Source organism: Streptomyces sp. NBC_01190, from assembly GCF_045039895.1.
GTDB lineage: Bacteria > Actinomycetota > Actinomycetes > Streptomycetales > Streptomycetaceae > Actinacidiphila.
The window spans coordinates 2,073,510-2,095,073 of the sequence record NZ_CP108580.1 but is presented as its reverse complement, the minus strand read 5'-3'; the positions used below and the strand labels follow the sequence as shown (position 1 = coordinate 2,095,073).

Sequence of the window (21,564 nt, the reverse complement as noted above, 5' to 3'; positions counted from 1 at the left end):
CCGGGATGCCGCCAAGCGGGGGCAGCCGGGACGGTCGCGGGCTTTCCCGGCCCTTCCCGGGGTACGCAGTACGGCATGGCGGACGTGGTGGTGGTCGGTGCGGGCATGGCCGGTCTTGCGTGTGCGGGCGACCTGGTCACGGCCGGTCTCGACGTACGGGTGCTGGAGGCGTCCGACGCCGTCGGCGGCCGGATGCGGACCGATGTACGGGACGGCTTCCGGCTCGACCGCGGCTTCCAGGTGTTCAACACCTCGTACCCGCAGGTGAAGCGGCGGTTGCGGCTGCGGGAGCTGTGGCTGCGGCCCTTCACGCCCGGCGTGCTGCTGCACACCCCGCGCGGCCGGCTGCGGTTCGTGGACCCCTCGCGGCGGCCCCGGCAGAGCGGGGACCTGCTGCCGACGCCGGGGCGGCTGGCGGGGCCGCGCGATCTGGCGGCGCTGGCCCTGCTCGGCGGCCGGGACCTGCTCACACCGCCCCGGCTGATCAAACGCGCCCCGGAACGCACCACCCGCACCGCGCTGGCCGACGCCGGGATGTCGGAAGAGCTGGTCGAGACGCTCTTCCGGCCGTTCCTCTCCGGGGTGTTCCTGGAGGACGAGCTGGAGACGTCGAGCCGCTTCTTCCACTTCGTGTGGCGCTCGATGCTGCGCGGCACCCTCTGCCTGCCCGCCGAGGGCATCGGCGCGGCGCCGCGGCAGCTCGCCGCCGGACTGCCGCCCGGCACCCTGCGGCTGGAGGCGCGGGTGAAAGGGCTCACCGACGACGGCGTGCTGCTCGCCGAGGGACGGGAGGAGACGGCGCCCGCCGTGGTCGTGGCGACCGGGCCCGGCGCGGCGGTGACCCTGCTCTCCGGGCTCGCCGGGCCACCGACCCGCTCGGTCACCACCTACTACCACGCGGCCCCGGTCTCGCCGCTCAACGAACCCACGCTGCTCACCGACACGGCCCGGCGCATCCTCAACACCGTGGTGCTGACCGAGGTCGCCCCCACCTACAGCCCCGACCGGCGGGCGCTGATCTCCACCTCGGTGCTCGGCACCACCGATGTCCCCAACGACGCCCAACTCCGCTGGATCCTCGCGGAGTTGTACGACACGGAGACCTCCGAGTGGGAGCCGGTCGGCGAGTACCGGGTGACGCAGGCGCTGCCCGCGATGCCGCCGCCGTGGCCGCTGAGCCGCAGCACCAGGTTCTCGCCCGGCCGCTACGTCTGTGGCGACCACCGCGCCACCGGCTCGGTCCAGGGCGCCCTGGCATCCGGCGCGCGGGCCGCCCGCGAGGTGCTCGCCGACCGGCTCGACGGCCGGCGGCGCTGAGGCGCCGAGGCGCGTCAACGCCGACCGCCCGCCGCTCCCTCCGGAAGGAGGCAGCGGCGGGCGGTCGGTACGACGCCCACAGGGCGTCGCGGTCATTCCGGCTGAGCGTCAGCGCGTCAGTGCTTCTCCGTGCGTCAGCCCCGCCGGTCGTGTCAGCCCCCCGGCCCTGTCAGCTCTCCGACGTGCGGCGGTGCTTGCCGTGCGGCTGCGGTGCCTTCTCGGCCCGCTCGGTGTCATCGGCCGAGGCCGGGCCGCGGTGGCGGCCCGAGGTGTCATGGGCCGCGTGGTCAGGCATGGATGTGTTGGACATGTGAGGTCTCCCCGTATTCCCCTGTAACGGTGCCGCCGTTCCCCGCGAACGGTCAGCCGGCTTGCGCCGGAAACGCGCGAAAAGAGTGAACCCGTGCGGTGGACACGCCAGTTGGCGCCCGTCACGTTGGGTACCCGCGTGCGCGACTTGCGGTGAGTCTACTGATCGCGTCCACGCCGTCATCGCCGCCCCCGCCCGGCGTGTCCGCTCTTTCTCGGCTACCGCCGCGCGGTCGGGCGCGGGGGCCGGTTCCGGTAGGGCGGCCGGGGGCGCGGCAACCGTCCGGACCCTGAACGATCGGGTGCTGGGCGGCAGTTGGCGGCTGGGTGAGACGAGTGCTTTCCGGGCCATGGCGGTCACCCGGCCTGGGCGGGGGTCAACGGGGCTTCCTGGAGCGGAATTACGGCGAGCCTGCGGCGGGCCGGCCGCGCCCCGCCGGGCCGTTGGGCTGCCGGCTCCCGGCCGAGGAGGGGCGCTGAGCACCGGCCGGCGCCGTCGGCGAGCGCCGAGGAGGACGGGGCGCGGGGCGCGGGGACGACGATGGAAGCGGGGGCGATGGAAACGGTGGCCGGAGCCGCGACGGGCGCGGCGACGGCCGGTGCGTCCCCCTCGTCCACGGGCACGCCCTCGCCGGCCTCCTCCGCCGGGGCCGGGGCGTCGTAGCCGATCAGCCCGCAGGGCCAGTCCGGGACGGCGTAAGGCAGGCGCAGCTCCCGCCCCCGCAGCCACAGGGCGGCGGGGCCGAGCCAGCCGCGCGGGGTGGCACGCCAGTGGAGCCGCCCCTCGCCCGGCCGCCACAGCGCCAGCGACTCCGCGCCGCCGGGAACCTCCGCGCGCAGCGCCACCACGGTCCGCGCCGCGGCGAGGATCTGGCCGGGCTGTGCGGCCAGCGGGGTGAGCAGCACGCCCGGCACCCGCAGCGCGTCGGGAAAACGGACCGGCAGCCTGCTGCCGAGCACTCCCCAGCCGATCCGTGCCTCCCCGCTCGCGTCGCTGCGCAGCATCAGCAGCCCGCTGTCGGGCTCGGCCAGCAGCAGCCGGTCGTCGCTATCCTCGGTGAGCTGGAGCAGCGGGCTGGTTTCCCCGGTGCGCAGATCGGCGGCGACCGCCTTGGTCCGGCCGTCGAGCTCCCGGTCGAGCGCGAGCAGCCGCCCGGCACGGTCCAGCCAGACCCCGCCGGTGCAGCGGCCTTCGACCGTCATCACCGGGACCGGCGAGCCGTCCCCACCCTGGCCGTGGATCTGCCAGATCGTGGTGGCGCCCTCGTCGTGGACCAGGGCGAAGGCGGTGTCCGGGGCGGGCGAGGGTGGCAGCAGCCGCACCTCGGCGCCGGTCAGCGAGCCCGCGGCCACCTCGCCGGTGCCGGGACCGGTCGGGTGGAGCAGCACCAGGTCGTGCCGGTCCGCCGTACGCCGCCCGATCAGGACGCGTCCGTCGCCCAGCGGCAGCACCTGGCTGTCCGGCCGCTCCGGCCGCCCGCCCGGCAGCGGCACGGCGTACGGCTCCGGGCCGCCCAGCGTCCACCGCTCCACGAAGCGACGGGCCGAACCGGGGCCGGGGCTGGTTCCCGGAGCAGAGCCCGCGGGTCCCGTGCCCGGTCCGTCGGCCGCCCGTGCGACCGGCGGCGTATTCCCCTCGCCCCCCTCGCCCGCTCCGCCCGCCTGGCCCCCCTCGGGCCGACCGCTCCCCGCCCGCCCGCCGCCCGGCGCCGGGGGAGGAGCGGTGCCGGGCGGAGGTTCCGCTTCCGGCCCCTCCGCCTCGGCCGGCCCCACTGCCAACCAGGGTGCCTCGGCCAGACAGGCCGCGTACGAGCCGTCCGCGGCGATCGTGAAGCCCGTACGGCGCAGGACCCGGCCTGGCGGGGGCGTGTTCGGTGCGCTGCCACTCATATGAGTTCCCACCTCCCCCCAGCACCGTAGTTTTCGCACTCCCGGACGATCAACGCGTGTGCGGACAGTTCACACGTAAGGGTGTTGGTTGGGCGGATTCCCTCCCATCGCCGGGGCAGGTGTGCTCCGCTCCGCTGTCCGGTACGACGCATCCCGGTCACCCAGGATTGCCGGGTAACCTTCCTTCCGTGCCCGAGCCCGTTCCCGCCCCCGTCCAGCCCACCCGGCCAGCCGTCCCGGCCGTCCCGACCAGTGCGTCCGGCCGGCCCACCGTGGCCGAGGTGACCGCCGCCCTCGACGCCCTCTGGCCGCCGGAGCTGGCCGAGTCGTGGGACGCCGTCGGCCTGGTCTGCGGCGACCCGGCGGCCCCCGTCACCCGGGTGCTCTTCGCGGTGGACCCGGTCCAGGACGTGGTCGACGAGGCGATCAGGATCGGCGCCGACCTGCTGGTCACCCACCACCCCCTCTACCTGCGCGGTACGACGACGGTCGCGCCCCTGGGCGCCGCCGGATTCAAGGGCCGCGTGGTGCACGACCTGATCCGTAACGGCATCGCCCTGCTGGTCGCGCACACCAACGCCGACCGCGCCGACCCCGGTGTCTCCGACGCGCTCGCCGCCGCCTGCGACCTGCGGGTCGTCGGGCCCCTGGTGCCCGACCCCACCGACCCGGCGGGCCGCCGCGGTCTCGGCCGGATCTGCGAGCCGCTCGCCCCGCTGACGCTCGCCGCCTTCGCCGAGCAGGCCGCCCACGGGCTGCCCCGCACCGCGACCGGGCTGCGTGTCGCGGGCGACCCCGACACCCCGGTCCGTACCGTCGCGGTCTGCGGCGGCTCGGGCGACAGCCTCTTCGCCGAGGTGCGGGCGGCCGGCGCCGATGTCTTCCTCACCGCCGACCTCCGCCACCACCCCGCCTCCGAGGCCCGCCAGACGGGCGCGCCCGCGCTGGTGGACGCGGCGCACTGGGCCACCGAGTGGCCCTGGTCCCAGCAGGCCGCGGGCCAGCTCGACGAGATCTCGGACCGGCACGGGTGGGCGCTGCGCACCCATGTCTCCGGCGTGGTCACCGACCCGTGGACCGCGCACGCGCCGTCCGCGCCGCCCGCGTCCACCGCGCCGCCCGCGGCCCCGGCGGGCCCCCTTCCTCCAGGTTCCTCGGATCCTTCCGCCCCTTCTTCACGTGCCTCACGTTCCGCCCGTCCCGACCCTTCCAGCTCAGGAGCCCCCCGCTGAACGCCGCGCCCGCCGACCAGATCCGCCTCCTCGAAGTCCAGGCCCTCGACTCGCGCATCGCGCAGCTCGACCACAAGCGCAAGAACCTGCCCGAGCACGCCGAGCTGGAACGTATCGGCGCCGACCTCAGTCAGCTCCGCGATCTGCTGGTCGCCGCGCGGACCGAGGAGAGCGACACCGCCCGCGAGCAGACCAAGGCCGAGCAGGACGTCGACCTGGTACGGCAGCGGGCCGTCCGCGACCAGCAGCGGATGGACTCCGGCCTGCTCACCTCCCCCAAGGACCTGGAGAACCTCCAGCGGGAGCTCGCCTCGCTGGCCAAGCGGCAGTCCGACCTGGAGGACATCGTCCTCGAAGTCATGGAGCGCCGGGAGAACGCGCAGGAGCGCGCCACCGGGTTCACCGGCCGGGTCGAAGCCCTCGAAGCGAAGGCCGCCGAGGCCGAGACGCGCAAGTCCGCCGCCCTGGAGAGCATCGACGCGGAGGGCTTCACCATCGCCAAGGAGCGCGAGACGCTCGCCGCCGGCATCCCCGACGACCTGCTCAAGCTCTACGACAAGCTGCGCAACCAGCAGGGCGGCATCGGCGCGGCCCGCCTCTACCAGAAGCGCTGCGAGGGCTGCCGGCTCGAACTCAACATCACCGAGCTGAACGAGGTGCGGGCCGCCCCCGCCGACACGGTGGTGCGGTGCGAGAACTGCCGCCGCATCCTGGTCCGCACCGCCGACTCCGGCCTCTAGGCCGGGTCCGCCCCGTGGCCGGGACGTCCGTGCCGTCGGCGCCGTCGCCGGGGGCGGCGCCGTCCTTCACCGCCACCACCTTCCTGCTGCTCCGGCACGGGGAGACGCCGCTCACCGCGCAGCAGCGGTTCTCCGGAAGCGGCGCCGGGGATCCGCCGCTGTCCGAGCGGGGGCGCCGGCAGGCCGAGCAGGCGGCGGCGGCCCTGGCCGCCCGCGGTGATGTCGCCGCCGTGGTCAGCTCACCACTGGCCCGGTGCCGGCAGACGGCGGCGGCGGTCGCCGATCGGCTCGGCGTCGAGGTGGGCATCGCCGCTGACCTGCGGGAAACCGACTTCGGCCGATGGGACGGGCTCACCTTCGCCGAGGTGCGCGCCCGCTTCCCCGCCGAGATGGCCGCCTGGCTCGCCGAACCCTCCGTCGCCCCGCCGGGCGGCGAGAGCTTCGCCGAGGCCGCGGCGCGGGTGTCCCGGGCCAGGGATGAGCTGCTGGCCGCATTCCAAGGCCGTACGGTGCTGCTGGTCAGCCATGTGACGCCGATCAAGACGCTGGTACGGCTCGCGCTCGGCGCGCCCGACGCGGCGCTCTTCCGGATGCACCTCGATCCCGCCGCGCTCTCGACGGTGGCCTACTACGGGGACGGGAACGCCTCGCTCCGGTCCTTCAACGACACGGCTCATTTGCGCTCCTGACGGCTCGTCATCATTCGGGCCGCCCGGCCGTACGCTGGTACGCCCTGCCCGCGTCCGAAGCATCCCCCACAGGAGCCCTCATGACCGACGACCCCGTAGGGCACGTCGCCCGCGCGGCGGCCGAGAGCCTCGCCTCACCCCGGTACGCGACCCTCGTCGAGGACGTGGAGGCGGCGCTCCACCACCGCGACGGCGCGGTGCGGCCCGACCGCTATGTGGATCCCGCCCAATGGGGTGAGTTCATCGTCGGCGTCGCCAACCTCGCGGTGGCCGCCTACACCACACTGCGGCGGCAGACCCCCGACCCGTCGCAGGAACTCATCGCCCGGCACGTCCGGCTCGACCTCCTCCGCTCCGCCGCCCCCACCACCGCCGCGCTCGACCCGGACGAACTGGACCGGATCATCGGCGTCACCGTGGAGGAGACGCGCACCGCGGCCAAGCGGCTGGAGGGCGGGGCCTGAGCCGGATGCTCTTCAGTCGCCCAACGTGGCGGCCGCGCGCGCGAGTTCGGTGATCCGGTGCCAGTCGTGGTCCCGCAGGGCGGTCGGCGGGACCATCCAGGTGCCGCCGACGCTGGGGACGTTGGGAAGGGCGAGGTAGTCGGCCGCCCTGGCCGCGTCGATGCCGCCGGTGGGGCAGAAGCGGGCGCGGGGGAGCGGCGAGGCGAGCGAGCGGAGGTAGGGCGCGCCGCCTGCCGCCTCGGCGGGGAAGAACTTCATGTCGGTGACGCCGTGTTCGAGCAGCCCGAGCGCCTCGGAGGCGGTGGAGACGCCGGGCAGGAAGGGCACGCCGGACCCGCGCATCGCCGCCAGCAGCCGCTCGGTCCACCCCGGGCTGATCAGGAACCCCGCACCGGCGTCGACCGCCGCCGTCACCTGCTCGCCCGTCAGCACCGTCCCGGCCCCCACGAGCGCCTCCGGCACCTCCCGGGCGATCGCGTCGATGCCGGCCAGCGCGGCGGGCGTCCGCAACGTGATCTCCACGACCCGCAGCCCCCCCGCCACCAACGCCCGCGCCAACGGCACGGCGTCCCCCGCGTCCTCCAGAACCACCACGGGTATGACCGGCACCAGCCCCAGCACACTCTCCATCCCCGCATCCTGTCCTCCCCCCACCGCCCGCTGCAACGCCCGTTGCACCCTGTGCAACCCCCTCCGGGGGCGCGGTCAAGGGGACAGCCGGCGGGAGCGCCGGTTGCCGGGTCGCGGGCGGGCACGGGCGGGACACGGGCGGGAAGACGCCGATGGTGGTGATGGGGCACGGGGAGGCCGGCAGTCGAAAACGCATCCGCAGGGTGGTGCGGGTGGGAAAACGATCGCGCCGTCAGGCGCCGGGAACCGTTAACCCCCCGGGCAAGGGTTCAGTGGGGGTCGCGGACCAGCACGTCCAGCCGCCCGCCGGGCCCCGCCTCCTCCACCGTGAAGCCCAGATCCCGCAGCGCCTCCGCCAGCGCCGCCGGCGTCCTCGGCCGGGCGCCGGCCGTGAGCAGCGCCCGCACCAGCCGCCCCTTCGTCGCCTTGTTGAAGTGGCTCACCACCGTGCGCCGCTCCACACCCCCCACCACCGTCACCTGAAGGACCCGGACCGTCGCCGTACGCAGCGCCACCTCTCCGCGCGGTTTCCACGCCGCCGCGTAAGCGGACGAGCGGAGGTCGAGCACGAGCCCGCCGTCCGCCACCTCCGGCAGCACCGCGTCCATGAAGGGCTTCCAGTAGGCCGCCAGCCCGCCCGCCCCCGGCAGACGTACCGCCATCGAGCAGCGGTAGGAGGGCACGCGGTCGGTGAGCCGTACCGCCCCCCACAAGCCGGAGAAGACCAGCAGCGACCGCCGGGCCCGCCCGCGGGCGGCCGCGTCCAGGCCGGACAGGCCCAGCGCGTCGTAGAGGACTCCGGTGTACAGCTCACCCGCGGGCAGCGCCGGCGCCGTACGCAGTGCCGCGTTCTTGGCGATCTCGCCGCGCAGCCCGGGGCTGAGGCCGAGCACCTCGGCGGCCTTGTCCTCGTCGGCGGCGCAGAGCTCGACCAGTTCGTCCAGTACGGCCGCCCGCGCCTCGGTCAGGCCGGGCAGCGACAGCCCGTCGAGCGCCACCGGCCGACCCCGTACCGCGGTGGCCTTTCCCTCGGACGGCGGCAACAGGACGAGCACGGCATCTCCTTCGACTTCAACGCCTTGCGACCAGTGGTCGGACCGGTACGAACACCCCAGCAGCCTACGACCCCGTGCCCCGTCACCGATGTTCGCTCCCGCCCGGGCCGACCTCTAGACTGGTACGCACGGCAGACGAGCCGAGCGGGCGGCCGCGTTGGGACCTCACGGGGTCCCGCCGAGGAACGTCCGGACTCCACAGGGCAGGGTGGTGGCTAACGGCCACCCGGGGTGACCCGCGGGAAAGTGCCACAGAAAACAGACCGCCGGGGACTTCGGCCCCCGGTAAGGGTGAAACGGTGGTGTAAGAGACCACCAGTGCCCAGGGTGACCTGGGCAGCTAGGTAAACCCCACCCGGAGCAAGGTCAAAAGGAGCCACCGCGAGGCGGCTCTGCGCGGACGATCGAGGGCGGCCCGCCCGAGTCCGCGGGTAGACCGCATGAGGCCGGCGGCAACGCCGGTCCTAGATGGATGGCCGTCTCCCGGTCGACCGCGAGGTCGGCCGGCGACAGAATCCGGCGTAGAGCTCGACTCGTCTGCCGTCAGCGTGCCCGTTCGCCGCCTCCGCCCGCGCGGCGGACCAGCGGGCCCCCGGGCCCCTGAACCGGCGGCCCCGCGGCAAACGGTCGCCGGGCGGCTGTCGGTCCCCGCTGCTAGCGTGATCAATCCCGACCCGGGAAGGCGATCCCCTTGGCGATGCTGACTTCGGTGAATGTCGGCCTTCCGCAGGATGTCCCATGGCATGGGCGGACGGTGCACACCGGCGTGTGGAAACGACCCGTCGACGGACCGCGCATGGTCCGCAAGCTGAACATCGACGGCGACGGCCAGGGCGATCTGGAGGGTCACGGCGGTGTGCACCGCGCCGTGCTCGTCTATCAGCGGGACTCGTACCGCCATTGGGAGGAGTTCTTCGGCCGCGACCTCTCAGCCGGCGCGTTCGGCGAGAACTTCACCGTCGACGGCCTCCCCGATGACGAGGTCTGCATCGGGGACCGTTATCGCATCGGGGACGCCGTGTTCGAGGTCTCCCAGCCCCGGGTGACGTGTTACCGGGTGGGTATGCGGCTCGGAGAGCCGCAGCTGGCCGCGCTGCTCGTCTCCCACCGGCGCCCGGGATTCTATCTGCGGGTGCTCACCGAGGGCGAGGTGGCGGCGGGACAGGAGATCGTCCGGATCGAACGCGGCACCGAGGGCGTGACCGTCGCGGACATCGACGCCCTGCTCTACCTCCCCGGGCACCCCAGGGACGGACTCGACCGCGCGCTGCGGATCCCCGCGCTGAGCCCGGGCTGGGTCACCTCGCTGCGCAGCCTGGCGGAGCAGAGCGAGAGCGGCGGTTCGGGCAACACCGGGCTGGCCGCCGCCGCGAGCAGCCCGCCGCCCGCCTGGACGGGTTTCCGCCCGCTGCGGGTCACCGACATCCAGCAGGAGAGCCGGGCCGTCTTCTCGCTGGCGCTCGCCGCGGACGACGGCTCGCCGCTGCCGCCCTGGCAGCCCGGCCAGTCCATCGCGCTCCGGCTGCGCCCGGACGAGGGGGCGCCGCTGATCCGCAACTACTCGCTCTGCAACCGCCCCGGTGACGACCGCTACCGGATCGGGGTGAAGCAGGAGCCGCACGGCGCGGCGAGCGGACTGCTGCACGCGCGGGTACGGGTGGGGGACACCCTGGACACCGCGGCGCCGCGCGGCACCTTCTTCCTCGCCGAGGGCGACCGCCCGGTGCTGCTGATCTCCGCCGGGGTCGGCGTCACGCCGGTGCTCGCGATGCTGCACAAGCTGGCCGCCGAGCGGAGCCCGCGCCCCGTCTGGTGGCTGCACGGGGCCCACGACGGCGGCGAGCACCCCTTCGCGGCCGAGAGCGCCGGGCTGATCTCCCGGCTCCCCGAAGGCCGGTCCGTCATCTGCTACAGCCGGCCGGCCGACCGGGACCGGCGCGGGGCCGACTACACGACCCCGGGCCACCTCTCCGCCGACACCGTCGCCGGTCTGGGGCTGCCGAAGGACGCCGACGCGTACCTCTGCGGCCCGGTGGGCTTCATGGACGACCTCATGGCGGCCCTCACCGGGGCCGGGATGGACGTGGCGAGCATCCACCGCGAGACCTTCGGCGCCGGCGCCGCCATCACCCCGGGCATCGCCCCGACCCCGGTCCGGCCGCCGCACCCGCCGCCCGGCCCGCCCGGCACCGGACCGACCGTCTCGTTCAGCCGCAGCGGCGTCGAGGTCCCCTGGAGCCCGGACTACGGCACGCTGCTCGAACTGGCCGAGGCGTGCGACATCCCCACCCGCTGGTCGTGCCGGACCGGGGTGTGCCACACCTGCGAGACCGCCATGCTGGCCGGCGACCTGGACTACGAGCCCGAGCCGGTCGAGCCGCCGGCCGCCGGCAACGCGCTGATCTGCTGCTCCCGCCCGAAGGACGGGGTCGTGCTTGATCTGTGAGACCCGTGAGACCCGCGAGGTCAGTCGAGGCCTGTCGGGGTCTGTCGGGGCGGGCGGGCGGTCAGCGGTGGGCCCGGACGCGCGAGCGCCGGGGACGACGGTCGTGCCGTCGTTCCCGGCGGGGTGCGCGGTATACCGCGTCGGACTCGACTCAGCTTCTGAGGAACGCCAACAGGTCCGCGTTGAACCGGTCCTTGAACGGCTTGACGGACATCAGGCCGTGGGGCGCGCCCTCGTAGACCTTGAGCGTCGCGTCCTTGACGATCTGCACGCTCTTACGCCCGGCCGCGTCGATCGGCACGATCTGGTCGTCGTCGCCGTGGATGATCAGGGTGGGGACGTCGATGGCCTTGAGGTCCTCGGTGAGATCCGTCTCCGAGAAGGCCTTGATGCACTCGAACGCGCCCCGGATGCCGATCTGCATGCTCCAGAGCCAGAAGGCGTCCCTGACGCCGTCCGTGACCTGCGAACCGGACCGGTTGGCGCCGTAGAACATGGCGCTGAGGTCCTGGTAGAACTGCGAGCGGTCGGTGAGGACGCCGGAGCGGATGCCGTCGAAGACCTCCATCGGCGTGCCGTCCGGGTTGGCGTCCGTCTTGAGCATCAGCGGCGGGATGGCGCTCAGCAGCAGGGCCTTGGACACTCGCTCGGTGCCGTACTTGCCCATGTAGCGGGTGATCTCGCCGCCACCGGTGGAGTGGCCGACCAGCACGATGTCGGTCAGGTTCAGCGACTCGATCACCTTGGCGAGGTCGTCCGCGTAGGTGTCCAGATCGTTGCCGCTCCAGGGCTGCCCGGACCGGCCACCGCCGCGGCGGTCGTGCGCGATGGCCCGGAAGCCGTTCTCGGCGACGAGGTTGGCCTGGTCGTCCCAGGCGTCCGCGGTGAGCGGCCAGCCGTGGCTGAAGACGACCGGTTGCCCGCTGCCCCAGTCCTTGTAGAAGATCTCGGTTCCGTCGCTGGCGGTGACTGTGCCCATGGCGTGCGTTTCCTCTCGGTGGGATCGGCGGGAACTCGTTCCCTCGGCGTGTCCCCTCGGCGGGAATTGAGTGGGGGCTCGAATGCGTGGGGGCGTGAATGCGTGGAGGCGGGAATGCGTGGGGAAACGGAAAGGCTCGGCGGAATTCGGCGGCGGCCGCCGCATTCCCCTGCCGGTGGGCACGCTCTCGCGAATGCGCTCCTCCCATCGATGCTCACACAGGGCCTGGGGCCCCACAAGCCGGGCCGGGCTCGTTGTTGCCGCCCGCTCGCCTCCGGGCGCTCAGACCCGGTGCCGAGGACGAAGTGAACCGAAGAGGCTGACTGTATTGGCGCGCTGAGTGGGGGCGATGGTGCCGGGGGTGGGGTGACCGCCCGCTTGTGCTGGGCGGTCGCCGTGGTCCGGGCGCCGGCGGGGCTTTTCGGCCTGCGGGGCTATTCGGGCTGGGTGGTCACCGGCGTCGCGTTGTACGCCGCCGCCTCGACGCCGGGCGTGTCGGCGTCGTCGGAGCCATCGGAGCCGGCGGGCGCGCCGGCCGCATCGCCGGCCGTCTCCCACGACAGGGCCACCTCGCGGGACTCGCCGGGCAGCAGCCAGAAGTAGTTGTCGTCGGCGAACACCGGCTGTACCCGCTCCCCGGAGCGCCGGTCGCGCAGCGCCAGCCGGACCATGGCGGCCGGCGCCGTACCGGTGTTGCGCACGGCCGCGAGGAGGCCGCGCGGGCCGGTCGGCCGGACGCTGAGCGAGAGCCGTACGTTGGGCAGGCCGTTGAGGGAACGCATGTCGGTGGCGGTGCGGTAGCGCCAGTAGTCGTTGCCGGACAGCAGCCGGCCGTCGGCGCCGGTCAGCCGCAGCCGCAGCAGGTGGGTGGCGGGCAGCGAACGGTCGAAGGGCACGCTGAAGGCGTCGGCCGTGTCCGCCGCCGCGATGTCGATCCGGCGGGCCACGGCGGCGCCCATCGGCCGGCCGCACAGGTCGTGGAGTTGCGCGGTGACGGTGGCGCCGAGTACGGGGGCGGCCGTGCGGTTGACGACACGGACGGCGCCGTCCACCGGGTCGGCCTGGACGTGCAGCGGCTCCGAGGCTTTGCGGGCGCCGTAGTAGGCGCCGTCGGCTTCGAAACCGGCCACCAGTCGGTCGAGGGGGTCGGGGTCGTCGACGTGGTCGAGATCGCCGGGGTGGCCGGGGTGGCCGGGGTGGCCGAGGTCGTCGACGTGGTCGGAGTGGCCGGGGTGGCCGAGGTGGTCGTGGCCACCCTGGTCACCCGGTTCACCGGGGACGGTGTACGCGGTGAGATCGCGGTGCGCGGCGCCGGGCCGCCCGATGGCGCCGGGCGGGGTCGGCCGCGCCATCCACAGCAGCGCGGGCGCGTCGGCGGCGCGCCAGCCGTCGGCGTTCCAGGCCTCGATGACGGCGCGGACGTTCTCGTAGCAGATGAGCTGGGCTTTCCGGTAGAACTCCGCGGGCGAACCCGACGTGTTCAGGCGGTCGTCGACCGCCTTCAGAAAGGTCGCCGCGGTGTCCGGGGCCATGACCACGGCGCCGGTCGAGAGGGCGGGTGAGGCGGCGGGGGTGTCGCCGCCGCGCGCCCATTCGTCCAGGACAGTCTCCCAGCCGGACGCGGCCCGCGGGGCGGCGTCCTCGTCCACCCGCAGCGCGGATGCCTCGCCGCTACGGCCGCCCTCCCATACGGTCCAGCCCACCGCGGGCGGGCGCGGGCGGTCGCAGGTGCCGTACACCCGGAAGCCGTTGAGGGTCACCGGGCCGCCGCCGTCCGGCACGGTCGTGGTCATCCGCACCCAGCGCGCGGTCACCGGCTCGTCCAGACCGATCCGTACGGTGCCGGTGCCGGGGTGGCGCTCGGCCTGGTACGAGGTCCGCCACGAGGAGCCGTCGAGCGAGGTTTCGACGTGGAGGGTGAGGGGGGTGACGGGAGCTGCGGGGGCTGCGGGGCGGGTGCCGTACGGGTCGCTCGGGTCGTACGGGCTGCTCGGGTCGTACGGGTCGCCGCCGGGCGGCGGGGCCTGGCCTTCGGCGGCGGGCTCGAACGCCACGGTGACCGAGCGCACCTGGCACGCGGCGCGCAGATCCACCGCGATCCACGCCGGGTCGCCCACCTCGGCGGCCTCAGCCCTACGGTCGGCGCCGCCCGTCGTCCACCGCCCGGTCCGGTCCCGCCCGCCGGGTCCTGCCATCCGCCCCACCGCGAAGGCGGTCATGGCGGTCGGCGCGCTGGCTGATCCGGTCGTGGCGGGGGCGTCGGACGCGTTGGGCGCGCCTGCTGTGCCGGCCGTGCGGTAGCGGGCGAGGTCCCGTACGACGGCGCCCGATCCCTTTCCGGTGTTTCCGGTCGCGACCGGCCGGGGCCACGCGTCGGGAACGCCCCGGCCGCCCGGCGGGTCGGTTGCCGGTCCGGCCGGCCCGAACCCCGCGAGCAGGGTCCCGCTGGAGGTGACGGTCCCGCCCCTCGTCAGGCGGAGCCGGGGAGGGTGATTCGGCATGTACGCCGCTCCGTTCAGGATGCAGAGGTTTGACAACGTTGCCGCCACCGTATGACAACGTTGCCAAGGCAGTTTGCTCCCTGCCGAGCGGGTTCATCAAGAACCGGGTGATACAGAACAGGTAACGACGCGGGGTTGTACTGGCCTCGGGGTGGTTGCGGTCGTTTCCCGGCCACCGGCCGGCGGGGGCTTGTCGCGCGGTTCCTCCCCCAGAGCTTCGCCTGGGGGTACCCCCAGCGCCCCTGGCGGGCCCCCTGCCGTCGGGCAAAGCCCCGTCCGGTGGACCCGGGCGATCCCGTTTCGCCCGAGTGCGCAAGCAAGGCCCCCGGCGCGGGCGTTGCCGACATCAGCCCAAGCCGAGCCCGACCTCCCGGCCCCGCGGTGGCGGATCAGTCCAGGTCCGGGTAGTGGACGTTGATCTCGGCGCGGATGCGGTCGAGGGTGCGCATGACCGCCAGGGAGCCGTTGAGGGGGACCAGGGGGGATTCGGTTGCCCCGGAGCGGAGGCAGCGCATCACCTCGGCGGCCTCGTGGCGCATGGTGGCGCCGTCGAGGTCGGTGGTCACATCGGCGAGGCGTACCGTTCTGGGGGTGTCCTCGCCGCGGCGGTGGAGGGTGAAGCGGTCGGGGCGGAAGAAGTCGCCCTCGATCTCGATCCGCCCCTCGGAGCCGCTGATCCGGGCGGGCGCTGCCGTCTCCGCGGTCATCGTGCAGCTCAGCGAGGCCACCGCGCCGCTCTTCCAGCCGAGCAGGATCGCGGTGTTGTCGTCCACGTGCTCGGGGGTGAGGTGGGCGACCGCCCGCACCTCGTCCGGTTCGCCGAGCAGCAACTGGGCGAAGGACACCGGGTAGACCCCGAGGTCGAGCACCGCGCCGCCGCCCTGCTTCGGATCCCGCATCCGGTGCTCGGGCGCGAAATCGCCGGCGAAGCCGAAGTGCGCGGAGACGTTGAGGACCTCACCGATCGCACCCTCGGCGATCATCGCGACCAGCCGCCGTACCAGCGGGTTGCAGTACGTCCACATGGCCTCCATCAGGAACAACTCCCGGTCCCGGGCGAGTTCGACCAGCTCCCCGGCCTCCCGGGCGTTGATGGTGAACGCCTTCTCGCACAGCACCGCGCGGCCCGCTTCCAGGCAGAGCCCGGCCGCTTCGCGGTGCGCCGAGTGCGGGGTGGCCACGTAGACCACGTCTATCTGGTCGTCCGCGGCCAGTTCGGCCCAACTGCCGTACGCGCGCGGGATCCCGTAGCGCTCGGCGAACGCCTTGGCGCTCGCCTCGCCGCGTGATCCGACCGCCACGACCTCCGCGTCCGGCAGTGACCGGAGCGCCTCGGTGAAGGTGGCGGCGATCCCGCCGGTCGCCAGGATGCCCCAGCGGATCTTCGCTGTACCCGCGCCGCCGACCGCGCCCTCCCCGGTCGCCCCGGGCTCGCCCTTGCTGACGTTCTCACTCATCGTGCCGCCGCCTTCATGTGCCCTGATATCCGTTCTCCGTCGCCCCCACCGGCTGAAAGAATAAGCAGCGGTTCACCTACTGCCGATGGAGAGTGCCGCCGTGCCGGACGCCGGGTCGTCAACCCCCGCGCAGATCACCGCAACACCCACCACTCCCGCCACCTCCGCCCCAGCCACCCTCGCCGCCGAGACCGCCGCCAGAACCGCCCCCGGACCAACCCGCACGACGCCCCCCGGCCTCCAGCGCCGCACCGGCCTGCTCGTCACCCTCGTGCTGGGCGGCCTCACCGCGCTGCCGCCGCTGTCCATGGACATGTACCTGCCCGCGCTGCCCCAGGTCACCGACGCCCTGCACGCGCCCGCCGCCACCGTCCAGCTCACCCTCACCGCCTGCCTGGCCGGCATGGCGCTCGGCCAGCTCCTGGTCGGGCCGCTCAGCGACCGCTTCGGCCGCCGCCGCCCACTGCTGATCGGCATGGTGGTCTACGTCCTCGCCACCGCCGTCTGCGCCTTCGCCCCCTCCGCCGGGCTGCTGATCGGCTTCCGGCTGCTCCAGGGGCTGGCCGGCTCGGCGGGCATCGTGATCTCCCGTCCGCGACCTCTTCGACGGTGTGGAGATGGCCCGCTTCTACTCGACGCTGCTGCTGATCTCCGGCGTCGCCCCGATCATCGCCCCGACGATCGGCGGCCAGATCCTCCGGCTCACCGAATGGCGCGGCATCTTCTTGGTCTGCGCCGCGGTCGGCGCCGCGCTCACCCTGCTGGTCTGGCGCCGGCTGCACGAGACACTGCCGCCCGAGCGCCGCCACGCGGGCGAACTGCTCGGCACCTTCGGCGCGATGCGCCGGCTGCTCGCCGACCGGGTCTTCACCGGCTACGTGATCGCGGGCAGCTTCAGCTTCGCGGCACTCTTCACCTACGTCACGGCCTCGTCCTTCGTCGTCCAGGACATCTACGGCGCCTCTCCGCAGACCTTCAGCCTGCTCTTCGGCCTCAACTCGGTCGGCATCGTCGGGGTCGGCCAGCTCAACGGCAAGGTGCTGGTCGGCCGGGTGGACATGGACAAGGTGCTGGCCGTGGGGCTGGCGCTGATCACCTCCGCCTCGGTGGCGCTGGTGCTGCTCACCACCGGGGTCTTCGGCCGGCCCGGGCTGCCGGCCATCGCCAGCGGGCTCTTCGTGCTGATGGCGTCGATGGGACTGGTGCTGCCCACCACCAACACCCAGGCGCTGCTGCGCACCCGGCACGCCGCCGGCTCCGCCTCCGCGCTGATCGGCACCTCGTCCTTCCTGGTCGGCGCGGTGCTCTCGCCGCTCGCCGGGGTCGCGGGCGACGGCACCGCGGTGCCGATGGCGGTGACCCAACTGGCCTGCGTCCTCGTCTCCTGCGCGGCCTTCATTGGGCTCTGCGTACGAGGGCGGCGTACGGTGGAGTGATGGTGGGGCGCGCCCCGCGCGGGCTGCGCCGACATCCTCTTGGGAGGACGCGATGTCCGAAGTTCCGGATGAAAATACATGGGCCTTCAAGACAGCCGACAGCACGCTGCACACGGGATCCGAGCACGGGGTGGATCCGGAGGACCTGGTGATGGCCTCGGGGCGGGAGCCCACCCCCGAGCTGGTCGAGAAGGCCCGACGGGCACTGGAGGAGCATGGCCGCGCCGCTGTCGAAAGGTGTCTGCCCTGACGGGGCGGCCCTCGACACCGACGAGCTGAACCGGATCGTCCCGGGCCTCGACGCGTATCTGTGTCCGGCGCCCGGGCATCCGTGGTGTGCCGGCGCCGTCGTCCTGGCCGGCCGGGGCCGTATGGTCGCGCTGCACCGGGCGACCGGCTGGGCGGTGCGCTACGCGGCCTACGACGAGCACGCCGACCGGGGGGTGGAGCTGCCCCGGGAGCGGTGGGTGCCGATGGCGCCGGAAACCGTCTTCGACCTCGCCTCGCTGACAAAGCTCTTCACGGCGGTCGTCGCGGTACGGCAGATCGAGGACGGTGCGCTCCGGCTGGACGACAAGGTCTCCGACTGGGTCGCGGTCGCGGACCCGCGCGTCACCGTACGGCACCTGCTCACCCACACCTCCGGGCTGCGGCCCGAACTGCCGCTCTACGACCTGCCGGACGCGGCCGCGCGCGCCGCCCGGCTCGCGGCGGAGCGGCCGCTGACCGCGCCGGGCACGGCCCGCTGCTACTCCGACCTCAATCTGCTGCTGCTCCAGGCCGTACTGGAGCGGATCGCGGACCGGCCGCTCGACCGGCTGATCGCCGAGACCGTCACCGGGCCGCTCGGCATGGCGGACACCCGGTTCAATCCGCCGCCCTCCTGGCTGCCCCGGATCGCGGCCACCGAGGACCAGCGCAAGCCGTGGGCGAAGCTGGACCGGGGCATGGTGCACGGCACGGTGCACGACGAGAACGCGTACGCGATGGGCGGGGTCGCCGGGCACGCCGGGCTCTTCTCCACCGCGTGGGACCTGGCGCTCTTCGCCCGGGCGCTGCTCGACGGCGGCGCGCCCGGCTTTCTCGCCCCGGCCTCCGTCCGGCTGCTGCTCGGCGGCCCCGACGGCCGGGAGCGTCCCGACGGCCCGAAGAGTCCGGCCGGCCCCGCCGATCCGGCCCGCCCCGCCGATCCGGCCGGCGTCCGCCGCCCGCTCGGCTTCGAGGCGGACCAGTCCTGGTTCATGGGCGAGCTGGCCGGCCGGGGCGCGGTCGGCCACACCGGCTTCACCGGCACCAGCCTGGTCCTCGACCCCGCGACCGACACCTTTCTGATCCTGCTCACCAACTCCGTTCACCCCAGCCGCACGTGGCGCGACGGCAGCGCCCCCCGCGCCATGGCCGCGACCCACCTGGCCCGCGCGGCGGCCGGCTAGCGGCTGCGCGCGGTTTGGCCGGGGGCCGCCGCTCTGGCACCATGGCAAGCGGAACCTTGTTCCGAAAAAGCCGCGGAACGACGTTCCGCTCGGCGAGTCGGCCGGTGGAGGGAGGGGGCGCGGTGCAGGGGAGCGACGGGGGCGCGGGGCCCGCGGCCCGGTCCAAGCGGGCGGACGCCCGGCGCAACGAGGAGACGCTGCTCGACGCGGCCGCGGCGGTCTTCGTCGCCTCGGGCGTGGAAGCGCCGGTGCGCGACATCGCGGCCGAGGCCGGCGTCGGGACGGGCACGATCTACCGCCACTTCCCGACCCGGGCGGATCTCATCATCGCCGTCTACCGGCACCAGATCGAGGCCTGCGCCGAGGCAGGACCGGTCCTGCTGGCCGCCGCCACCCCGCACGCGGCGCTCAGCCGGTGGATCGACCTCTTCGTCGACTTCCTGGTCACCAAGCACGGACTGGCCGCCGTGCTCCACTCCGACGAGGCCGGCTTCGAGACGCTGCACGCCTACTTCCTCGACCGCCTCGTGCCCGTCTGCGGCGAGCTGCTCGACGCCGCGGCCGGCGCCGGTGAGATCCGCGCCGACCTGCGCCCGTACGAACTCATGCGCGCCGTCGGCAACCTCTGCATCGGCGCCGAGCACGACCCCCGCTACGACGCCCGCCGCATGGTCGCCCTGCTCATCACCGGCCTGCGCCGCCCGCACCCGAACTGAGCCCCGCGCGCCACCGGCCCGCGCGACGCCGCGGCGATCCGAACGGCAGGCCCTAGCGGAAGATCCCGGTGTGGCCCAGGGAGTAGCGGCCCGGCTGGGGGTAGACGGCGAGGCCGTGCGGCCCTGCGCCGACCGGGATCTTGGCGAGGGTCTTACCGGTTCTGGTGTCGATCGCGTAGACCTCGGCGTTGTAGCGGCCGGAGAGCCAGAGCACCTTGCCGTCGGCGGAGACGCCGCCCATGTCCGGGCTGCCGCCGCCGTCGATGTGCCACTTGTCGACGAGCTTGCCGGTGGCGAAGTCCAGCAGCGAGATGGAGCCCTCGCCGCGGTTGGAGATGTACATGTACTTCGAGTCGCGGGAGACGTAGAGGCCGTGCGCGCCCTTCCCGGTGGGCAGCAGGACCGGTTTGGAGAAGGTGTCGCCGTTCATGGTCCACACCCCGTTGGCCACCATGTCGGCGATGTACCAGGTCTTGCCGTTCGGCGAGATCTTCACGTCCTGCGGCATGGCGTCCGCCTCAGGCAGCCGCTGCTGGGCGATCACCTTCATCTTGGCGGTGTCCACCTTCAGCAGGTCGCCGCTGAACTCGCAGGAGACGATGAAGTAGCGGCCGTCGGGGGAGAAGTCGGCGTGGTTGACGCCGTAGCAGTCCACCGGCACGGTCTTCCTCACCGCCATGGTGTGCGCGTCGCGGAAGACGAGCTGCCGGTCCAGCGAGGCCATCACCACCGCGTACTTGCCGTCCGGCGTGAAGTACAGGTTGTACGGGTCGTGCACGTCGACGGTCCTGCCGGTCCTGCCGGTGGCCGGGTCGAGCGGGGTCAGCGAGTTGCCCACGTCGTTGTTGATCCACAGCGTCTTCATGTCCCAGGAGGGCACCACGTGCTGCGGCTGGCGGCCCACCGGGATGGTCTCGATCACCTTGTACGTCTTCGGGTCGATGACGGAGACCGTGTTGGACTCGGTGTTGGGCACGTAGACCCGGGGCGGGAAGCGCCGCATCACCGGGGAGAGGGCGTTCGGCCGGTCGGCGGCGTAGACGTCCTTGGGGTCGAGCAGCGGCGGCATCCCGGGCAGGCCGGCCGGCACCGCGGGGCGGGCCACCTGCTGCGTCGCGGTCGTCGCCGAGCTGTGCTCCTTCGCGGTCGACCGGGTGTCGGAGCCGCCGCAGCCGGCCAGCAGGACGGCGACCACCGCGAGCGCGGCGGCGGACAGGGCGGCGGGCAGCGGACCGCCGGACGGGCGGGGGCGGCGGGAAGGGCGCGGGCGGCCGGAAAGGCTGGGGCGGCCGGCAGGACGGGAACGGCTGGGACGGCGCATCAGGCAAGCAGCTCCGAGGTCGTGACCGCGCGGAGGCCCCGGCGGTGCAGGTCGTCGAGGATTCCGGGCAGCGCGGCCACGGTGCCGGGGTGTCCGAAGTGCAGGGAGATCACCGAACCGTCGCGGGCCTGGCGGGCGGTCGCGGCCCGCACCCGCTCGGCGCCCGGATCGGTGTAGTCGAGCGGGTCCACGTCGTAGGAGAGCAGGTGCGGGTAGCCGGCCCGCTGGGCGAGCGCGACCACCAGCGGGGTGGTCAGCCGGCTCTGCGAGGGCCGGAACCAGCGGCCGCGCGAGCCGGTGAGCCGGTGCAGCCGCTCGGCGCACCCCTCGATCTCGGCGGTGGCCGAAGCGGCGTCCATGGCGCCGATGTCGCGGTGGTGCAGGGTGTGGTTGCCCAGTTCGTGGCCGCCGTCGAGCACCCGCCGGGCCAGCCGCGGATACGCGTCGAGCCAGCTTCCGACCGCGAGCACGGTGAGCCGGGCGCCGGCCGCTTCGGCCGCTGTGAGCAGCGCCGTCGCCATGGCCGGCTCGCCCTGACCGTGGAAGGTGAGGGCGACCTGCGGCCGGCCGCGCGGGCCGTGCTCGATCTGGTCGGGCAGACCGGCCGGCAGCGGGGGCGGGGACGTTGGGGTCGTCGGGGACGACTGGGATGACGGGGGCGTCGAGGACACGGCGCCGGGGCTGCCGGCGGACCGCGCGGCCGGCCCGTGGCCGCCCGCTGACGGGTCGGCCGATGAGGGCCCGCCGCCGGGCGAGCACCCGGTCAGCAGCGCCCCCGAGGCGGCCGCTTGAAGGATATTTCGCCGCGAGATGGACATCGCGCAACACTGTAGGGCGTAACGCCCGCTCCCGCCGGATGGCCGGGCCCGCGTCGCGCGGATGGCCCGCAGTCGCCAACGACGGGGCCGAGGCGCGCGATGACGGTACGCCAGGTCGTAGGGTGTGCTTC

At 74.0% G+C, this 21,564-nt stretch carries 18 protein-coding genes, 1 other RNA gene and 1 pseudogene; 11 read left to right on the top strand and 9 right to left on the bottom strand.

The window, feature by feature from the left end:
* The first annotated feature begins 75 nt into the window (after window positions 1-75).
* Window positions 76-1,317: an NAD(P)/FAD-dependent oxidoreductase gene (locus OG519_RS08900; RefSeq protein ID WP_405580922.1), complete on the top strand. Its 1,242-nt coding sequence runs from the start codon at window positions 76-78 to the stop codon at window positions 1,315-1,317.
* Window positions 1,318-1,486: 169 nt separating this feature from the next.
* Here OG519_RS08900 and OG519_RS08895 read toward each other — a convergent pair whose 3' ends face one another.
* The gene (locus OG519_RS08895; protein ID WP_405580920.1) at window positions 1,487-1,627 is read right to left on the bottom strand and encodes a hypothetical protein; all 141 of its coding nucleotides are present in this window, start codon (window positions 1,625-1,627) and stop codon (window positions 1,487-1,489) included.
* Between the two features lie 356 nt (window positions 1,628-1,983).
* Complete coding sequence (locus OG519_RS08890) at window positions 1,984-3,159, bottom strand: hypothetical protein (protein ID WP_405580917.1); 1,176 nt, start codon at window positions 3,157-3,159, stop codon at window positions 1,984-1,986.
* Window positions 3,160-3,788: 629 nt separating this feature from the next.
* Between OG519_RS08890 and OG519_RS08885 the strand changes: the two genes are divergently transcribed.
* The 4 genes from OG519_RS08885 to OG519_RS08870 all read left to right on the top strand — a co-directional run bounded on the left by OG519_RS08885 (window position 3,789) and on the right by OG519_RS08870 (window position 6,641).
* Window positions 3,789-4,748 carry a Nif3-like dinuclear metal center hexameric protein gene (locus OG519_RS08885; protein ID WP_405592584.1) on the top strand — a complete coding sequence of 320 codons (960 nt, stop codon included), beginning with the start codon at window positions 3,789-3,791 and terminating at the stop codon, window positions 4,746-4,748.
* Window positions 4,745-5,488 (top strand): zinc ribbon domain-containing protein, encoded by a 744-nt coding sequence (locus tag OG519_RS08880; protein ID WP_405592582.1) that lies wholly within the window; start codon window positions 4,745-4,747, stop codon window positions 5,486-5,488. The genes OG519_RS08885 and OG519_RS08880 overlap by 4 nt, the downstream gene beginning before the upstream one ends.
* A gap of 14 nt (window positions 5,489-5,502) precedes the next feature.
* A complete protein-coding gene (locus OG519_RS08875) occupies window positions 5,503-6,177 on the top strand; it encodes a histidine phosphatase family protein (protein WP_405580915.1) in 675 nt (224 codons plus the stop codon).
* An 80-nt stretch (window positions 6,178-6,257) separates the two neighbouring features.
* Window positions 6,258-6,641 carry a hypothetical protein gene (locus OG519_RS08870; protein WP_405580912.1) on the top strand — a complete coding sequence of 128 codons (384 nt, stop codon included), beginning with the start codon at window positions 6,258-6,260 and terminating at the stop codon, window positions 6,639-6,641.
* A 12-nt stretch (window positions 6,642-6,653) separates the two neighbouring features.
* Here OG519_RS08870 and eda read toward each other — a convergent pair whose 3' ends face one another.
* Entirely contained in the window at window positions 6,654-7,271 is a 618-nt protein-coding gene (gene eda, locus OG519_RS08865; RefSeq protein ID WP_405580910.1) for a bifunctional 4-hydroxy-2-oxoglutarate aldolase/2-dehydro-3-deoxy-phosphogluconate aldolase, read from the bottom strand.
* A 269-nt stretch (window positions 7,272-7,540) separates the two neighbouring features.
* Window positions 7,541-8,326, bottom strand: a complete 786-nt coding sequence (yaaA, locus tag OG519_RS08860) for a peroxide stress protein YaaA (RefSeq protein WP_405580907.1) — start codon at window positions 8,324-8,326, stop codon at window positions 7,541-7,543.
* 136 nt (window positions 8,327-8,462) lie between these two features.
* Here yaaA and rnpB point away from each other — a divergent pair.
* Window positions 8,463-8,866, top strand: an RNA gene (gene rnpB, locus OG519_RS08855) — RNase P RNA component class A.
* Window positions 8,867-9,122: 256 nt separating this feature from the next.
* Window positions 9,123-10,772, top strand: a complete 1,650-nt coding sequence (locus OG519_RS08850) for an MOSC domain-containing protein (protein WP_405580904.1) — start codon at window positions 9,123-9,125, stop codon at window positions 10,770-10,772.
* A 151-nt stretch (window positions 10,773-10,923) separates the two neighbouring features.
* Here the strand turns inward: OG519_RS08850 and OG519_RS08845 are convergent, their stop codons facing one another.
* From OG519_RS08845 to OG519_RS08835, 3 genes are all read right to left on the bottom strand, one after another.
* Window positions 10,924-11,751 carry an alpha/beta fold hydrolase gene (locus tag OG519_RS08845; RefSeq protein ID WP_405580902.1) on the bottom strand — a complete coding sequence of 276 codons (828 nt, stop codon included), beginning with the start codon at window positions 11,749-11,751 and terminating at the stop codon, window positions 10,924-10,926.
* Between the two features lie 434 nt (window positions 11,752-12,185).
* Window positions 12,186-14,252: a hypothetical protein gene (locus OG519_RS08840; RefSeq protein WP_405580899.1), complete on the bottom strand. Its 2,067-nt coding sequence runs from the start codon at window positions 14,250-14,252 to the stop codon at window positions 12,186-12,188.
* A 389-nt stretch (window positions 14,253-14,641) separates the two neighbouring features.
* A complete protein-coding gene (locus OG519_RS08835; RefSeq protein ID WP_405580896.1) occupies window positions 14,642-15,709 on the bottom strand; it encodes a Gfo/Idh/MocA family protein in 1,068 nt (355 codons plus the stop codon).
* A gap of 100 nt (window positions 15,710-15,809) precedes the next feature.
* Between OG519_RS08835 and OG519_RS08830 the strand changes: the two are divergent.
* From OG519_RS08830 to OG519_RS08815, 4 genes and pseudogenes are all read left to right on the top strand, one after another.
* A pseudogene (locus OG519_RS08830) lies at window positions 15,810-17,145 on the top strand (multidrug effflux MFS transporter).
* 52 nt (window positions 17,146-17,197) lie between these two features.
* Window positions 17,198-17,395: a hypothetical protein gene (locus tag OG519_RS08825; RefSeq protein WP_405580893.1), complete on the top strand. Its 198-nt coding sequence runs from the start codon at window positions 17,198-17,200 to the stop codon at window positions 17,393-17,395.
* Complete coding sequence (locus tag OG519_RS08820) at window positions 17,361-18,578, top strand: serine hydrolase domain-containing protein (protein WP_405580892.1); 1,218 nt, start codon at window positions 17,361-17,363, stop codon at window positions 18,576-18,578. Before OG519_RS08825 ends, OG519_RS08820 begins: the two co-directional genes overlap by 35 nt.
* 122 nt (window positions 18,579-18,700) lie before the next feature.
* Complete coding sequence (locus tag OG519_RS08815; RefSeq protein WP_405580889.1) at window positions 18,701-19,294, top strand: TetR/AcrR family transcriptional regulator; 594 nt, start codon at window positions 18,701-18,703, stop codon at window positions 19,292-19,294.
* 52 nt (window positions 19,295-19,346) lie between these two features.
* Here the strand turns inward: OG519_RS08815 and OG519_RS08810 are convergent, their stop codons facing one another.
* Entirely contained in the window at window positions 19,347-20,615 is a 1,269-nt protein-coding gene (locus OG519_RS08810; RefSeq protein ID WP_405580887.1) for a beta-propeller fold lactonase family protein, read from the bottom strand.
* Window positions 20,615-21,433, bottom strand: a complete 819-nt coding sequence (locus OG519_RS08805; protein WP_405580885.1) for a polysaccharide deacetylase family protein — start codon at window positions 21,431-21,433, stop codon at window positions 20,615-20,617. Before OG519_RS08805 ends, OG519_RS08810 begins: the two co-directional genes overlap by 1 nt.
* Window positions 21,434-21,564: the final 131 nt, after the last annotated feature.

What these genes read in the sequence shown, in the direction of transcription:
- eda (WP_405580910.1), bottom strand. Translation starts at nt 7,271, where the DNA reads ATGGAGAGTGTGCTGGGGCTGGTGCCGGTCATACCCGTGGTGGTTCTG.
- OG519_RS08870 (WP_405580912.1), top strand. Translation starts at nt 6,258, where the DNA reads ATGACCGACGACCCCGTAGGGCACGTCGCCCGCGCGGCGGCCGAGAGC.
- OG519_RS08820 (WP_405580892.1), top strand. Translation starts at nt 17,361, where the DNA reads ATGGCCGCGCCGCTGTCGAAAGGTGTCTGCCCTGACGGGGCGGCCCTC.
- OG519_RS08900 (WP_405580922.1), top strand. Translation starts at nt 76, where the DNA reads ATGGCGGACGTGGTGGTGGTCGGTGCGGGCATGGCCGGTCTTGCGTGT.
- OG519_RS08805 (WP_405580885.1), bottom strand. Translation starts at nt 21,433, where the DNA reads ATGTCCATCTCGCGGCGAAATATCCTTCAAGCGGCCGCCTCGGGGGCG.
- OG519_RS08810 (WP_405580887.1), bottom strand. Translation starts at nt 20,615, where the DNA reads ATGCGCCGTCCCAGCCGTTCCCGTCCTGCCGGCCGCCCCAGCCTTTCC.
- OG519_RS08840 (WP_405580899.1), bottom strand. Translation starts at nt 14,252, where the DNA reads ATGCCGAATCACCCTCCCCGGCTCCGCCTGACGAGGGGCGGGACCGTC.
- OG519_RS08845 (WP_405580902.1), bottom strand. Translation starts at nt 11,751, where the DNA reads ATGGGCACAGTCACCGCCAGCGACGGAACCGAGATCTTCTACAAGGAC.
- OG519_RS08850 (WP_405580904.1), top strand. Translation starts at nt 9,123, where the DNA reads ATGGTCCGCAAGCTGAACATCGACGGCGACGGCCAGGGCGATCTGGAG.
- OG519_RS08835 (WP_405580896.1), bottom strand. Translation starts at nt 15,709, where the DNA reads ATGAGTGAGAACGTCAGCAAGGGCGAGCCCGGGGCGACCGGGGAGGGC.
- OG519_RS08825 (WP_405580893.1), top strand. Translation starts at nt 17,198, where the DNA reads ATGTCCGAAGTTCCGGATGAAAATACATGGGCCTTCAAGACAGCCGAC.
- OG519_RS08895 (WP_405580920.1), bottom strand. Translation starts at nt 1,627, where the DNA reads ATGTCCAACACATCCATGCCTGACCACGCGGCCCATGACACCTCGGGC.